15 protein-coding genes are annotated in these 14,483 nt (G+C 45.4%); 6 read left to right on the forward strand and 9 right to left on the reverse strand.

Annotation, left to right across the window (positions count from 1 at the left end; genetic code table 11):
* Positions 1-3 precede the first annotated feature (3 nt).
* The 7 genes from NST47_RS34760 to NST47_RS34790 all read right to left on the reverse strand — a co-directional run bounded on the left by NST47_RS34760 (position 4) and on the right by NST47_RS34790 (position 6,857).
* Positions 4-2,361 (reverse strand): glycosyltransferase family 2 protein, encoded by a 2,358-nt coding sequence (locus NST47_RS34760; RefSeq protein ID WP_341159200.1) that lies wholly within the window; start codon positions 2,359-2,361, stop codon positions 4-6.
* Positions 2,340-2,588: a hypothetical protein gene (locus tag NST47_RS34765; protein WP_341159201.1), complete on the reverse strand. Its 249-nt coding sequence runs from the start codon at positions 2,586-2,588 to the stop codon at positions 2,340-2,342. Before NST47_RS34765 ends, NST47_RS34760 begins: the two co-directional genes overlap by 22 nt.
* A gap of 27 nt (positions 2,589-2,615) precedes the next feature.
* Positions 2,616-3,932: a sugar phosphate nucleotidyltransferase gene (locus NST47_RS34770; RefSeq protein ID WP_341159202.1), complete on the reverse strand. Its 1,317-nt coding sequence runs from the start codon at positions 3,930-3,932 to the stop codon at positions 2,616-2,618.
* A gap of 335 nt (positions 3,933-4,267) precedes the next feature.
* Complete coding sequence (gene rplT / locus NST47_RS34775; RefSeq protein WP_076229693.1) at positions 4,268-4,627, reverse strand: 50S ribosomal protein L20; 360 nt, start codon at positions 4,625-4,627, stop codon at positions 4,268-4,270.
* 43 nt (positions 4,628-4,670) lie between these two features.
* Positions 4,671-4,874, reverse strand: a complete 204-nt coding sequence (gene rpmI, locus NST47_RS34780) for a 50S ribosomal protein L35 (protein ID WP_076229692.1) — start codon at positions 4,872-4,874, stop codon at positions 4,671-4,673.
* Between the two features lie 24 nt (positions 4,875-4,898).
* The gene (gene infC, locus NST47_RS34785) at positions 4,899-5,414 is read right to left on the reverse strand and encodes a translation initiation factor IF-3 (RefSeq protein WP_076229691.1); all 516 of its coding nucleotides are present in this window, start codon (positions 5,412-5,414) and stop codon (positions 4,899-4,901) included.
* A 207-nt stretch (positions 5,415-5,621) separates the two neighbouring features.
* The gene (locus NST47_RS34790; protein WP_341159203.1) at positions 5,622-6,857 is read right to left on the reverse strand and encodes a glycosyltransferase family 2 protein; all 1,236 of its coding nucleotides are present in this window, start codon (positions 6,855-6,857) and stop codon (positions 5,622-5,624) included.
* Positions 6,858-7,441: 584 nt separating this feature from the next.
* Between NST47_RS34790 and NST47_RS34795 the strand changes: the two genes are divergently transcribed.
* Both NST47_RS34795 and NST47_RS34800 read left to right on the forward strand, forming a co-directional pair.
* The gene (locus NST47_RS34795) at positions 7,442-7,969 is read left to right on the forward strand and encodes a phosphatase PAP2 family protein (protein WP_341159204.1); all 528 of its coding nucleotides are present in this window, start codon (positions 7,442-7,444) and stop codon (positions 7,967-7,969) included.
* Between the two features lie 74 nt (positions 7,970-8,043).
* Complete coding sequence (locus NST47_RS34800; protein ID WP_341159205.1) at positions 8,044-9,177, forward strand: MGDG synthase family glycosyltransferase; 1,134 nt, start codon at positions 8,044-8,046, stop codon at positions 9,175-9,177.
* Between the two features lie 79 nt (positions 9,178-9,256).
* Here NST47_RS34800 and trmB read toward each other — a convergent pair whose 3' ends face one another.
* Positions 9,257-9,973, reverse strand: a complete 717-nt coding sequence (gene trmB / locus NST47_RS34805; RefSeq protein WP_341159206.1) for a tRNA (guanosine(46)-N7)-methyltransferase TrmB — start codon at positions 9,971-9,973, stop codon at positions 9,257-9,259.
* 137 nt (positions 9,974-10,110) lie between these two features.
* The gene (locus NST47_RS34810; RefSeq protein WP_341159207.1) at positions 10,111-10,740 is read right to left on the reverse strand and encodes a hypothetical protein; all 630 of its coding nucleotides are present in this window, start codon (positions 10,738-10,740) and stop codon (positions 10,111-10,113) included.
* Between the two features lie 183 nt (positions 10,741-10,923).
* On the opposite strand from NST47_RS34810, the gene NST47_RS34815 reads away from it, so the two are divergent.
* From NST47_RS34815 to NST47_RS34830, 4 genes are all read left to right on the forward strand, one after another.
* Entirely contained in the window at positions 10,924-11,880 is a 957-nt protein-coding gene (locus NST47_RS34815; protein WP_341159208.1) for a TIGR01212 family radical SAM protein, read from the forward strand.
* 121 nt (positions 11,881-12,001) lie between these two features.
* The gene (locus tag NST47_RS34820) at positions 12,002-12,769 is read left to right on the forward strand and encodes a c-type cytochrome (RefSeq protein ID WP_341159209.1); all 768 of its coding nucleotides are present in this window, start codon (positions 12,002-12,004) and stop codon (positions 12,767-12,769) included.
* 20 nt (positions 12,770-12,789) lie between these two features.
* Positions 12,790-13,368 (forward strand): class I SAM-dependent methyltransferase, encoded by a 579-nt coding sequence (locus tag NST47_RS34825; protein ID WP_341159210.1) that lies wholly within the window; start codon positions 12,790-12,792, stop codon positions 13,366-13,368.
* Between the two features lie 65 nt (positions 13,369-13,433).
* Positions 13,434-14,402, forward strand: a complete 969-nt coding sequence (locus NST47_RS34830) for a type I phosphomannose isomerase catalytic subunit (RefSeq protein WP_341159211.1) — start codon at positions 13,434-13,436, stop codon at positions 14,400-14,402.
* Positions 14,403-14,483: the final 81 nt, after the last annotated feature.

Genomic DNA, 14,483 nt, shown 5'->3' on the forward strand with positions numbered 1-14,483 from the left:
CTTCTATCCCCCATCCTGACTAGCGCTATTGGCTGAGAATGAACCAGGGGCAACTTTAGACAAGCCATGGGTTGTTTTCTCCCAATAGAATGGCTTTGTAATCAACTGCCATGCAGCCTTAACCGCAGCTAAACTCATGAGCACCCAATAAGCAGGTGTTAACAGTGCATATTTGACGAGACTGTAGGAAAAAATATTTTCCTTTCGTTTCTCCAGATCATGGATAACCCAATAAATACCAGCCACATTACCAAATACGAATAAGAAGTTTCCAATTAAAAACTCTACAGAAGCCAGATAATAGATCGGCCCGGGGAAAAACTGCGGAATCCATTGTACCTTCCAAGCGTACCACATGATGATCATTACCCAGTAAAACGGATTTAACAGTGGCAGCATCGGCGTTGCCAATACCATCACCTGAAAGCCCATAAACCCTTTAAGGCCCAGCTCTTTATACAGCCTAAACGGATTACGCATGTGAACAAGCCAAGTCTGCATGTAGCCTTTGATCCAGCGCGAACGCTGCCGAATCCAGTTTCCAACGCGGCTGTTGGCTTCCTCCCAGGTTCGGGAATCTACGATAGCGGTCGTGTAACCTGATTTATAAAGGCGAATACCCAAATCGGCATCCTCTGTTACATTATAAGGGTCCCATGCATTGATTTCCTTCAGAACCTTCATTTTAAAATGATTGGAGGTCCCCCCCAATGGAATCGGGATATCCAATTGCATAACACCAGGCAGCAGAAGCTCGAACCACATGCTGTATTCGTGAGTAAACCAACGGGTCAGCAAATTCTGATCGCTATTGAAATAGTTAAGCTTTGCTTGAATACAGGCACAATTATCTTCATTTTTGACAAAAGCAGCGTGCACCTTTTTAAGCTGGTCGGGATCTGGACGATCCTCGGCATCATAAATAACAACGTACTCGCCACGTGCACGAATTAATCCATAATTGCAGGCCTTTGGCTTCGTTTTGGGCAAGCTGTGCGGCACTACAATCGTTGTATAATAAGGAGGCAGGTCCATTTCCTTCAAAAGCTCCTGGGCTTCCACATCGTCCTGCTCAATTAATAAACGAACGTCAAGCTTGGCTTTCGGGTAATCGATCTGCTCAATGTTGCTCAATAAGTGCGGAATCACTTGACTTTCCTTATACATCGGAACAAGAATGGTATATACTGGAAGTGATCTTTCGTCAATAGCATCAATTTCTTCCTTCGTGAACCTCATCTGAGCATTCTCGCGAGTACCAAACATAATAATCATAAATTTAAAAAGCGTCATCGAGAAATAAAAAATTTGCACAGCTATATTCATCACAATTAAAGTGTGAAACCAATCGATAACAAGGCTTACAAGGAAGACAAAGACACAAATCACCGCTGTCGATATTTGAGCCTTCGTAAACGTGACATGCGCCGAATTTTGCGGCTGTTCATTAACCAGCTTTTGCGTGCTTTCGACCATCAATTCCGATTGATAGACTTCCTTCCAAAAAAACTCCATTTCATCTCGTGTTGCCAGCACCTGTTCAATAGGCAGATCAAGCAGTCCTTCAATCTCTGCACTCGCCTCATCGGACAAAGGTCCGCCGACAGCTACCAAAAATCGATTTAAATCTTTATTAATAACTACAGCATCATATTGTCGAGCCAAAGCCTCCGGCAGCTTGTACAGCATATCTTCAAAGGCATATTCTGTACCAATGCGTCCGAGATTGTTTTGCGTTGCGATATGTCGATACAGCTTCTCAGGGTCAATCGAGCGCAGGGACATCAGAATATCACCCAGCATGCCACCACTCTTCCGTTGAATACCCAATGCTTCATTAAGCTGATGCTGGGTAATCGCACCCGTTTCTACCAACATATCCCCCAAACGGCCTTTTTGCGATTGCTGATTGATAATGGCGGTGACTAAATCCTTTTTGGTGAAGCCCATTTCCACAACAAGATCACCCAGACGGCCACCAAATGATTTTTGACGCTCCATCGCCTGATTTAGTTGTACTTGGGAAATCAAGCCCTCAGCGACCAGTAAATCACCGAGACGAAGCTTCTGTTTGACCCGATCATCAAAAGAAGGCTCAAAGCCCTTTCGGTCCATAATGTTCAGCTTTTGTGTTATCAGCTGATCGATGAATCGTTCACGGTCCTCGATTTCTTTTTGCAAATACTCTTTCTGCCGACCCAATTCTTCCAAACGAAGCTTTCTTCGCTTTTCATCCTGCTCGTGATGTTTTTTTTGCTTGGATAGCTGCTCATCCAGTTCTTTAATTCGTTCGTTGGTCCAGCTTTTGCGGAGCCCAAGCCAAGCTAAACCAAACGTTTTTACTGGTTTCGTTGGATCCATTGCTTTAAATTGGTTTCCATTTGATCAAGTTCGTGGGCTTTCTGTTTCAATTGATCGATTTCACCAAGCAGCTCCGCACTTTGATTCATAAATACTTGATGATCTTCCCGCCGTCGTCTCTCAAGAGCTCTTATTTCCAATTGCAGAGAATGGATATACGATTTTACTTTTTCGTCATCATACCCGATCAGCGATCTCTTTTCCCTGACAACAGTTCTTTCTCTCACAGTAGCCCTCCTTCAGTCCAAGCCTATTTATTGATTAGTGATGGTTGTTATTTCCAGAAGATCAACAGGACCTAATGCTTGTAACACTGCCTCATCACGATTTTCCAATGTCACATTCCAACCGCTTGATACGACGATACCTTCTTTGTTTTTAACCACTCTGGAGCTTCCGTGCATCACCGTCCAGGAAACAATTTGTCGTCTTTCATCCATCAGGGGTTCAAATATCCGTTCCATCCCTGCCTTCAAATGAATCCTTTGGGTCGTTACGATCGTACCATCGGCAAATACGGAGCGATCTACCAACCGGCTGTGAGTCTCGATGCAGTCGCTCTTTGGCAGCAAGCTTTCTTTCATAAGCTGGACAGCTTCTTTTAGCTGCGCATCCGATCCTCTGTGGCTTACCAGAATTCCTTCTTTGCTCGCGGCAATAACAATATCGGAAAGACCAACTGCGATAATGGGAATATCCAATTCATTCACAATTTGTACCTGATTGATGTTTTTGCCAAGGAAGCCTTTACCGACAACCGGATCATTTAACTCCTCTGCCACTGTGCACCATGTCCCCATATCCTTCCATGAACCGGTATACATCAGCGCAGCTATTCGTCGTTCCCGCTCTACAACCGCATAATCAAAGCTTCGAATCTCCAGTTGATTGTATACAAGCAGCAGCTCCTCATAGGTTTGCGGAAGCCCCCTACTGGCCAGCAAGTCCAATAGAAAACCCACCTTGAAGCAAAAGACGCCACAGTTCCACAAAGCGCCGCGTTTTATATATAGAGCGGCATCCTGTGCATTTGGTTTTTCATAAAATCGCTCTATCGTCATAATCGGCAAATTCTCTGTATTTGGCTCCGGGATAATATAACCATATTTCTGAGAAGGAAATGTCGGTTTCACACCCATTAAAGCTACATTAGCCCCCGTACTTTCCAATGCTTCCGGCAGGTTGATGAGCGCATCATAAAATGAATCCTCGACTCGGCTATCCACCGACATCACCGCAACAGGCTCATCTCTGGAAACACCCCGATGCGAGTATAAATAAGCAACAGATAATAGAATGGCAGGAAACGTATCACGTTTTTCCGGTTCAAGCACCAAATCGACTTCCCGACCAATCTGATCATGGATCAACGCCTGCTGTCCCACCGAGGTTGCGATAACCGTAGAGTTATGTAGATTCCGATGTTTCAATTGACTCCACACATGCTGAAGCATGGATTTTGGCTGGCCGCTGTGATCTTTAATTAGAGGAATGAATTGCTTGGGACGCTGCTCATTAGATAAAGGCCATAGTCTTACCCCAGAACCACCGGAAAGCAATATGATGTTCATAACCACTCACCTAATCTCTCTATAATCAAATATGCTTTAACTTCATATACGTAAAATTCTCAAAAAAGATCAATTCCAGCATTTAGGTAATAAGTCCTATGGATTAGATTCATATTTATGATACCATATATTGTTTTCAAAACAATTAAGCAAATATTAGAATATAGTTAAGTTACGTTCAATTCAAGAGCATTTGTTAGAAAAGCATGAATTCATTACCTTATTACTGTTAACTAAAGTAACATGAATTTCTGAAAAAAATCTGAAAAACAAAAAAACGCGTTTCCCTCAATCAAGATTCAGGAAAATGCGTTTTTTATTATTGATGATAACAATTAAGCATTCGCTTTTTGTTTAGCTGCAGTAGCCAGATCGTTAAATGCGTTCAGATCGTTAACAGCCAGATCAGCCAGCATTTTACGGTTAACTTCGATACCGGAAAGCTTCAAACCATGCATGAACTTGCTGTAAGACAAGCCATTGATGCGAGCTGCAGCGTTGATACGAGTAATCCACAGTCTGCGGAAATCACGTTTTTTCGTACGACGGTCACGGTAAGCATACAGCAAGGATTTCATTACTTGTTGATTTGCTGTTCTAAATAAACGATGCTTGGAACCAAAATAACCTCTTGCCAGCTTCAAAATCTTTTTATGACGACGACGAGTTACGAACCCGCCCTTTACTCTTGCCATATTTCATTACCTCCAGAAATTTAAGTGGGATAAAGATGCAGAACTAGCCTTTGATGTTGCCCAATTGTTGTTTCAAACGTTTTACGTCACCAGCAGCCATAACTGGATTAGTACCCAATACGCGTTTTTGACGATTGGATTTTGCGGACAGTAAGTGGTTTTTGTGAGCTTTGTATCTCATAACTTTACCTGTACCTGTGATCTTAAAGCGGCCTTTAAGGCTGCTGTGTGTTTTCATTTTCGGCATGATGTGTGGAGTCCTCCTTCAAATTTATGCTTGCTGCTTAGGTGCCAAAATCAGAATCATACTGCGACCTTCAAGCTTAGCTCTACGCTCGACGATAGATAGTTCCTCAACTTCGGCAGCCATCCGCTCCAGCACCTTTTGCCCTATGCTTGCATGAGCAATTTCACGGCCACGGAAACGAACGCTCAATTTCACTTTATCGCCTTCATTTAAAAACTTCACAACATTGCGCTGCTTCGTTTGAAAGTCATGCTCATCGATAGTTGCACTTAAACGAACTTCTTTAAGTTCAACAATTTTTTGATTTTTACGGGCTTCCTTTTCTTTCTTTTGTGTTTCATAGCGGAATTTCCCGTAATCCATAATCCGGCAAACCGGCGGTTTAGCCGTTGGAGCAACATTAACTAAATCCAAATTGGCATCCTGTGCGATCTGAAGTGCTTCGCGAATAGGTTTGATTCCGAGTTGTTCTCCGTCCCCACCGATCAAGCGTACTTCCTTCACTCGAATATCCTCGTTAATTAAATGCTCTGTACTAATAACTTGCCACCTCCATGGATTAAATTAAAAAAGACGCGGGCAGCGAACGCCCACGTCTGTTAAAGTTTAAGTGATCAATTACCAAATTCACATTCACTCTAGCTTTATAACCAGCCAACTCAAGGTCAGTCAGGTGAGAAGCGGGCGCCTCTTCTTTTTCAACTAGGTCATCATATCATATTATGCTTTACAAAGTCAATTGCTTATTTAGCTAACCTGCTTGCTTTGTACTTCCTCCAACCGAATGACACGCGTGTGCTCGGTATGGCTCCACTGCTTGTTATTTTGCGTGAAAAACGCATAGACGGTTATTGGCCACCAAGATAACATAAACAGCGGAAACGGGATTAGGTACAAATAGGTTTTCCAATTTGCCTTTTCAATAATAAGCGCAAGTGGGAATTGAATAAAGCTTAATATTCCTATCGTCATGAAAATCGGCGGTGAGTAATCAAATAAGGATTGTAGGTAAGGAAGACCTGGCGCAATTCTATCCGTCCACAAAACAATCGTTACTACCGAACCGATCAGCACATTATAAACGTTTAGTGCATATAAGCCTGTATCAAGCTTCGACCAGCTGCCTTCCTTTAGACCTTGCCACAGCAAAGGAAAGGAATAACGGCGTGCTACATCAAAATGTCCTTGCATCCAGCGAAGCCGCTGTTTGGCAGAAGCCTTGAAAGTCAAAGGCTTTTCATCATATACCTTGGCATCATAATTAAAGGTTGGGTTAATGCCACGCTGTACACAACGCATGGTGAACTCCAGATCCTCAACCAGACTTGTTGCGCCCCAGCCGATTTCCTTCAGCAGGTTCGTATCGAAGCACATGCCTGTGCCTCCAAGGAAGTTCGCCAAGCCAAGGTTTTGGCGCGGCAGCTGCCATAAACGGTTGCAATACCAGTAGGTTACGGCATATGCGGCAGTAATCCACGAATCGTTCGGATTCTTGGTATCCAGATAAGCTTGAATAACCTTGGAACCGTTACACAAGTCATTGTTCATAAGAGTCAAATAATCCGGGTTGACCAGATTGTCCGCATCAAACATAACAATAGCATCATAGCTGCGAGGCTTCTTCCACAGCTCCTTCAGCATCCATTCAATCGCATAGCCTTTACCGCGAAGCTTGGGATTGTGACGTTCACATGCATAGGCTCCCTTGCTGCGGGTAATATCAGCTGTACGGTCTGTGCAGTTGTCACAAATAACGAATACATCATATAATTCTTTCGGATAATCGAGTTTTTTCAAATTATCAATCAATGCACCGACCACTTGTTCCTCATTATGAGCGGCAACCAGAATAGCGAATGATTTTTGTGGTGCAAATTGCGGTTTTGCCTTAGCCCGATACCAGCCAAAGCACGTCAAAAAGAGCTGATAAACCCCAATCAGCGCCAAGACAACCTGAATAACCAGTATGACATTGTCCAGCATTTAAAATCCCCCTTTTTTGTTATGTACCCCAAAGTTTTCTCTGTCTATCATGCTTAGGCATGTATAAGCTTCGTTGGTTTATATTTTTTTCCAAACAACCGAATATGATTTTCCTCTCTTTCCTTTACTTTGTCAAAAGCGCCTTATAGCCGGAATAAGCCGGATCTTATGAATAATCAGTGTTTTTATAAGGAATTAGGGTCGTGTTCTTTGCCATCCATGCTTTATTCCGTCTTTTCATCAATTCTCAGCGATTTTCATTTTATTAATTGACCGATAGCAGCTTTACTCAAGTTTTGCAGGGCGCCAGCCTGTATTTTGGGGTCGATACACAGCTTTTATGATACAATAATTCTACTGCTTGCACAAATTATGCGTAAGCTCCCTGTTCCTGCTGCCACTGCCTGGATGTTTAAACGGTATTTATATGCGGTTAATACTCCAATAACAAACAAAGTATATAATATGGGGTAGGTATGTATATGCTGGTGATAAAAGATGATTTAAAAAGTCGCCTTATATTCACATCATTACTGATGATCGGTTTGTGCACTTTATATACTCTTAAACAGGAGGTGACTGGAATGAAACGCTTCGTGTCCTGGCTGCAGCAGCACGAGAACCGTATGTTTCTATGGATTAACAAAAGGATGCGCCGCACGTATTTGGACCGCTTCTTCAATATGATTACCCACCTGGGAGGTGCCACCTTCACGGTGACAGCCGCGCTCTGCTTGAGCATATTCGGTCAGGATAGCTGGCGTCTGGCAGGCCTGCAAAGCTGTATTGCCTTAGCCGTCAGTCATGTGCCAGTCGCCTTGTTCAAAAAAAACTATCCGCGGCTTCGACCTTATCTTGTTCTCAAGGATACGAATACATACAAAAATCCGCTAACGGATCATTCGTTTCCTTCAGGACACACTACAGCCATCTTTTCCATTACGATTCCGCTTTTCTATGCCAACGCTTGGTTAGGTACAGTTTTGCTGCCAGTCGCATCCTTAGTGGGCATATCGCGTATGTATCTGGGACTGCACTACCCGTCAGACTGTCTGGTTGGCTGTATCATCGGCACCGCTGCCGCATTCGGAGCTGTCGTATTATTCACATAGTTGCTTTTTGGATTCAAAATGATTAATGTTAAATTTGTGTAAATCCAATTGTAACAAGGTATGGTGAAACGCATATGCGTAAAAAAAGGGTCTTGTTATTATCCGAAGGCTTTGGAGCCGGGCATACACAAGCTGCTCAGGCACTGTCAGTCAGTCTTCGTATGCTCTCACCCGATATTCAGACACGTGTACTGGAGCTAGGCTCCTTTCTCAATCCAACTTTGGCTCCTTGGATACTTACTGCTTATCGCAAAACCGTCACCACACAGCCCAAGCTGTATGGGATCATGTATCGTTCCCAGTATAAAAAGTCTTTAAACCGTTTTGCTCAATTAGCTCTGCACCGAATTTTTTATGCACAGACAGCCGCTGTTGTTCATCAGCTTCGACCTGATGCGATTGTTTGCACGCATCCGATTCCCAATGCGGTGATCTCAAGATTAAAGCGAGCTGGCTTAAATGTTCCTTTGTGTACGGTGATTACGGATTATGATGCGCACGGCACCTGGGTAAGCTCTGAGGTTAACAAATATTTGGTATCCAGCTCTAACGTTAAGGATCAGCTTTTGAAGCGCGGTGTGTTGCCCGAAGCTATCGAGGTGACGGGGATACCTGTTCATCCGAATTTTTGGGAGCCGCATAATCGTGAAGAGCTGCGCTCACAGTTTGGCTTGAAGGCCATGCCGACGGTTCTCGTTATGGGCGGCGGCTGGGGATTAATGAACACGAAGGAATCGTTGAACCACTTCACAGACTGGCGGGAAAAGATACAGTTGATTATTTGTCTCGGCAGTAACGATAAGGCATTAGCTGAATTATCGCACGATGAACGGTTTCAGCATGAAAATATTCGATTGATGGGATTTACGCGCGAAGTCGATAAATGGATGGAAGTGTCCGATTTACTGATTACAAAACCCGGTGGAATGACCTGTACCGAGGGCTTATCCAAAGGGATTCCGATGTTATTCTACCAACCGATTCCCGGCCAAGAGGAAGAGAATATGGATTACTTCACCCAGCACGGCTATGGAGAGCCCATTAAATCGGACGCAACCATCGACCGCTGGTTTCAACAATTGATTGATCGGTATTCCGAACTGTCCAAGGCCAGGTCGAACCCCACCTCACATAATCATGCCTATCATCCAGCTGATTGCTCACAAGCGATTATGGAGATGCTGCGGGTTAACGTGAGTTCTTCATGAGAAAGCTCCCTCAGCTACAAAAAGCATGCAGGTTCTCTACGATAGAGAGCCTGCATGCTTTTTGTATTTCGAATGTCCACTACTCCTCCGAACGCTCCAGATCAGCCAGCTGCTGAAGATGCTGATCCATCGCCTGCTTGCCGATCACCACTTCCAACCGATGAATAGGAACACCCTGCTCGGAAAATTTGGTTTCATATTCAGTTAAAACCAAGTCGGTACGAACGCCTTCTCCGTGCAAATTGAGTGAAATGTTACGCATACGCAGACCCATATCTGCAAAAGAATTCAACGAATACTCGAAAAGAGAACGGGAATCGGTTTTAAAATGAATTTCGCCCTTTTCATTCAAAATGTCGATGTATTTGCGCACAAATCCAGCATGCGTCAAACGACGACGGGCATGTCGTTTTTTGGGCCATGGGTCGCTAAAATTCAAATAAATCCGTTCCAGCTCGCTGTTATCGAAGATCTCCTCGATTTTTTCAATATTAAATAATGCCAGCTTGAGGTTATCCAGACTTCCTCCATCCGCGGCACGTGCCAGTTCTGCTTTTTCACCAGCCCTGCGCAGCAGCTCATCGTACATATCAACGCCTATGTAATTAATATTAGGGTTTTGATAGCTAAGTTCACTAATAAATTTGCCTTTTCCCATCCCAAGCTCGACATGAATGGGGTTATTATTGCCAAATAACGAGCTCCATTTTCCTTTATAAGTCGCAGGCTCCAAGATAATAAGCTCTGGTTGTGCTATGAGTGCTTCTCGAATTCCTTTTCTTCCTCGTAAACGCATAATCATCCTCCGGCTGTAAACTTACGATTATCTTGCACACGAACTAACCGCTCAGGAATGATTATACTCTAAATAGGTAGTTTATGAAAAGACGGCCGCCATCAGCTGGAAGGCAGCCGCCATTCTTATCTCAAAAATTATTTAATGTCCGATTCGTTACGGTTCCCGCCACGCATCCCGACCAGACCTAACAAACCAAGTAATCCCAACCAACCCCAGTTTGTACCTTTTGTCGTTGTATCCGCATTGGCACGATAGCTATAAGTATCATAATTGCCGCCATATCCATTGGTGTTCGCATTTGTATTGCTATAAGTGTTCATACGGTCAAGCAGATGGTGTGTCTTGTTGCTGACGGTATTGCCCACTGTTGTACCATAATTGGTATTGCCCGTACCTGTTGTTCCATAAGCATCCGTGGTTGTGTTGCTTGTAGTACCATATCCGGTTGTTCCATAACCGGTTGTACCTGTTCCATTAGTACCATACCCAGTTGTACCCGTTCCTGTTGTGCCAGTTCCATAAGTTCCGGTTGGGTCCGTTGCTGTACCTGTTGTTGTCCCTGTACCATAAGTACCTGTTGTTGTTCCCGTTGTTCCCATACCATCCGTGCCTGTCGTAGTCCCCGTTCCATAAGCATTTAGCGTACCCGTACCGCTGCTGCCTGTAGTCGAGCTATTGACGCCCATCTCGGCAAAAGCCTGAGTACCGAACCCCATAGTTGAAGTCAGGGCCAACACAATCACCAGCTTGCTAAACTTGTTCATTGAATGATTCTCCCTTCGAACTGTTTTGTTTGGTACAAATGTAGCATGGTCGATTAGAGCATGAAGTATTCTTTGAATGTGCAGGGGGCTTTTGCTATGGGAAATGTTCGCAAACCGCTTCAATATACGTTAAAATGAAGCTGATTGCATTTATGGATTTGCCACAAGAAGGAGTTTTGTAACATGAATCAAATTCAAGAAACAGCGTTCCCCGTTCAATGGGGGGACAAGCGATTTCATACATGGAATACGGAAATGCGCCGCGTGTTTGGCCGCAAGGTTTTTAAGGTGATGCTTGACGCCGGATTTACTTGTCCAAACCGGGATGGTGCGATTGCCACAGGCGGCTGTACCTTTTGCAGTGCGCGCGGCTCCGGAGATTTTGCAGGCAGCCGCCGCGATGATCTGGTTACACAATTCAACAAAATTCGCGATCTGCAGCATAAAAAATGGCCTGATGCGCAGTATATCGGTTATTTCCAAGCCTATACCAACACCTACGCACCTGTAGACGAGCTGCGTGAGTATTATGAAGTCATTTTGCAGCAGCCAGGGGTCGTTGGCCTATCTATCGCCACAAGACCGGATTGCTTGCCGGATGATGTTGTCGAATATTTGGCCGAGTTGAATGAAAGGACCTATTTGTGGGTTGAAATGGGTCTGCAAACGGTTCATGAATCAACTTCCAAGCTGATTAATCGCGCTCATGATACGCAGTGCTATACCGATGCGGTAGCCAAGCTTAAAAAGCACAATATTCGGACCTGCGCTCACATTATTCATGGTCTTCCTGGGGAAACCCATGAAATGATGCTTGAAACTGGCCGCGCTGTTGCCAATATGGGCGTGGAAGGCATTAAAATCCATCTGCTGCATTTAATGCGTAAAACGCCGATGGTAAAGCAGTATGAGGCAGGACTGCTGCGCTTTTTGGAAATGGACGAATATGTCAAGCTTGTGGTTGACACCCTTGAGTTGCTGCCTCAGGAAATGATTGTCCACCGACTTACCGGAGACGCACCTCGCGACTTGCTGATCGGCCCGATGTGGAGCCTGAAAAAGTGGGAAGTGCTTAACGCTATTGACGCGGAGCTGCGAAATCGGGATACGTATCAAGGTAAGAAATTCATCTGCTCCTGACATTATTTTCATCTGAGGTTGAACCGAATAACATCTGCTATACGTTACCTGAGTAGGCGTTATAATCCAGGCATCAACCTGAGCATGAATTTAATTAGTTGTGAGGAGCTGTGACTATTTAATGAAGAAACGTAACCTGTTTGTATGGACCTGTATGTTAACCGTATTGGCTATTTCCGGATGCAGCAGTGACAAGCCAGCTGCACAGCAGGCAAGCACAGCACCGAGCACAGTAAGCTCGAGTACAGCTGTGAGCCCGCCGAAGTCTGAGGCTTCGGCTAAACCGCCAGCCAGCACACCAAGCGGTGCCAGCTCTGGCAGTACAGCGGCAGCGGCTGGCAGTACAGCCGAAGCAGCGAAACCTGCTGCGACGCCTTCGCCAGAGCCAGCGAAGCCAGCAGGAGCGGCCGAGGTTAAGCCCGCGCCTGCTGCAGCGCAAGAGCAGCCGAAGGCAGCGACACCAGAGGTCGTCGCCACGCCGACCGCGCCGCAGACGCAAGAGCCTAAGGTGGCCGTGTCAGAACCGGCCAAGACGGAGGCTGTGAAGCCGGAAGCACAGCCCGTGCCAGAACAGCCCAAAGCGGCACCTGCCCCCGCACCTGTAGCACCCGTGGATGCGCCCAAGCCAGCCGCAGAAACCAAAGCACCGGTCGCCACCGCGGCTGCTGCAAAAGCAGAAGTGCTGTTCAAGGACAACTGTATGGCTTGCCATGGTGATCAGCTGCAAGGCGGTATGGGTCCCAATATATCGGCTGTAGGTTCCAAAAAAAATAAAGATGAATTAATTGCCAAAATAAATGGTGGCGGAAAGGTCATGCCAGCATTCAAGGATATGCTAAAGACCGATGAGGTTGAAGCATTGGCAAGCTGGCTGGCCAGCAAAAAATAATCGATGGAGGCGGGTTCGGTTTGTTATCAATTCTTAACTATGCCCACAAGCTGGTCGAGCAGCTTGTGGGACCCGGAGACACAGTAGTCGATGCTACTGCTGGCAATGGGGGCGACACGCTTTTCCTCGCAAGGCTGGTAGGTCCTGAAGGTACTGTACATGCCTTTGATATTCAACAGCAAGCGATTGCCGCAACAAAACAACGCTTGGCCCAAGCGCAGCCGGACTATTCCCATGTCCGGCTGCATTTGTGCAGTCATGCAGAGCTGGAATCCCATGTCCCGGAAGCTGCATTCCAGCAGATTGGAGCGGTCATGTTCAATCTTGGCTACCTGCCTGGAGGCGATCATCAGGCTGTTACTACCCCTTCCGCTACCATTCCTGCGCTGCAGGCTGCCGCAGCCAGCTTAAGAAAAGGCGGTATACTGACTATCGTGCTGTATACAGGACATCAAGGTGGCGAAGATGAGGCCGCAGCTGTTCGAGCCTGGGCCGAACAGCTGCCGCAAAAACAGTTTCAAGTGCTGGAATACCGTTTCATGAATCAAAGAAATCATCCTCCCTATTTGATCGCGGTAGAAAAGCTGAAGCTGGATTGATATAATACAAGGTAGGCTACATATGCATAAAAAAGCAGAACTCATGCGAGAAAGCAGGGAATCGAATGAAACCATATCCTTTATTATTTCAACCGGAACTGAAAGAACGTGTTTGGGGAGGTCGGGCGCTGGAGCAATTCGGGCTGGAATTACCGGAGGGCCCTATCGGGGAGGCTTGGGCGATTGGCGATCATCCTAACGGTACGACCAAAGTTATTAATGGTTCCCTTAAAGGCCTTGGTCTGGACGAAGTCCGTGAACAATACGGTCAGACGTTTTTTGGCAGCAAAGGATTTTCCGAGAAGAACGGCCGGTTCCCTTTATTGATCAAGCTGCTGGATTGTCAGGACGACTTGTCCGTTCAGGTTCATCCTAACGATACTTATCAAGGGCTGCCGTCAGGTGAGCTGGGCAAAACCGAAATGTGGTATATTCTTGACGCCAAGCCAGGAGCCAAAATTATTTATGGCATGAACGAAGGAGTCACCCGCGAGCAATTGGCTCAGGCAATTAGCGAAAACCGGATTATGGATACGCTGAATGAGATTACAGTTGAAACCGGCGATTCCTTCTACATTCCTTCAGGTACTGTACATGCTTTGGGTGCAGGTGTACTTGTTGCCGAAATTCAGCAAAATTCCGACAGTACATACCGCTTGTATGATTACAATCGATTAGGTCTGGACGGCAAGCCTCGGGACCTGCATATTGAAGACTCGTTAAATGTAATTGCTTACTCCAATTCCGGAGCTACTTTTATGAAAACCAATTTGGAATCATCCAATCAATGGCTGACCTTGGCTCAATCCCCATTTTTCATTACTGAAAAGGGCAAGGTTGAACAGTCATGGAAGCTGCAAACAACACCGGAAAGCTTTATCATTCATGTGATCTGTGACGGATCTGGCGCGATTGAATGGGGCGATGGAGAGCAGCAGTCTGTCAAACCAGGTGAGTGCTATCTGATTCCAGCCAATTTAGGCGAATATACGCTCACAGGATCGATGACGGTTCTAAGAAGCTATCTGCCTTAATTTTTATTTGCATGATTCAAAATAAACTAAGCATCTGAATGGCCCCTGAAACATGGCTCTCAGATGCTTTTTCAATGAGGT

This window comes from Paenibacillus sp. FSL H8-0034 (assembly GCF_038000305.1).
GTDB lineage: Bacteria > Bacillota > Bacilli > Paenibacillales > NBRC-103111 > Paenibacillus_S.

Bases quoted from the DNA above. Each gene is read 5' to 3' on its own strand.
- NST47_RS34760 (WP_341159200.1), bottom strand. From the start codon at position 2,361: ATGGATCCAACGAAACCAGTAAAAACGTTTGGTTTAGCTTGGCTTGGG.
- NST47_RS34770 (WP_341159202.1), bottom strand. From the start codon at position 3,932: ATGAACATCATATTGCTTTCCGGTGGTTCTGGGGTAAGACTATGGCCT.
- rplT (WP_076229693.1), bottom strand. From the start codon at position 4,627: ATGGCAAGAGTAAAGGGCGGGTTCGTAACTCGTCGTCGTCATAAAAAG.
- rpmI (WP_076229692.1), bottom strand. From the start codon at position 4,874: ATGCCGAAAATGAAAACACACAGCAGCCTTAAAGGCCGCTTTAAGATC.
- NST47_RS34790 (WP_341159203.1), bottom strand. From the start codon at position 6,857: ATGCTGGACAATGTCATACTGGTTATTCAGGTTGTCTTGGCGCTGATT.
- NST47_RS34795 (WP_341159204.1), top strand. From the start codon at position 7,442: ATGAAACGCTTCGTGTCCTGGCTGCAGCAGCACGAGAACCGTATGTTT.
- NST47_RS34800 (WP_341159205.1), top strand. From the start codon at position 8,044: ATGCGTAAAAAAAGGGTCTTGTTATTATCCGAAGGCTTTGGAGCCGGG.
- trmB (WP_341159206.1), bottom strand. From the start codon at position 9,973: ATGCGTTTACGAGGAAGAAAAGGAATTCGAGAAGCACTCATAGCACAA.
- NST47_RS34810 (WP_341159207.1), bottom strand. From the start codon at position 10,740: ATGAACAAGTTTAGCAAGCTGGTGATTGTGTTGGCCCTGACTTCAACT.
- NST47_RS34815 (WP_341159208.1), top strand. From the start codon at position 10,924: ATGAATCAAATTCAAGAAACAGCGTTCCCCGTTCAATGGGGGGACAAG.
- NST47_RS34820 (WP_341159209.1), top strand. From the start codon at position 12,002: ATGAAGAAACGTAACCTGTTTGTATGGACCTGTATGTTAACCGTATTG.
- NST47_RS34830 (WP_341159211.1), top strand. From the start codon at position 13,434: ATGAAACCATATCCTTTATTATTTCAACCGGAACTGAAAGAACGTGTT.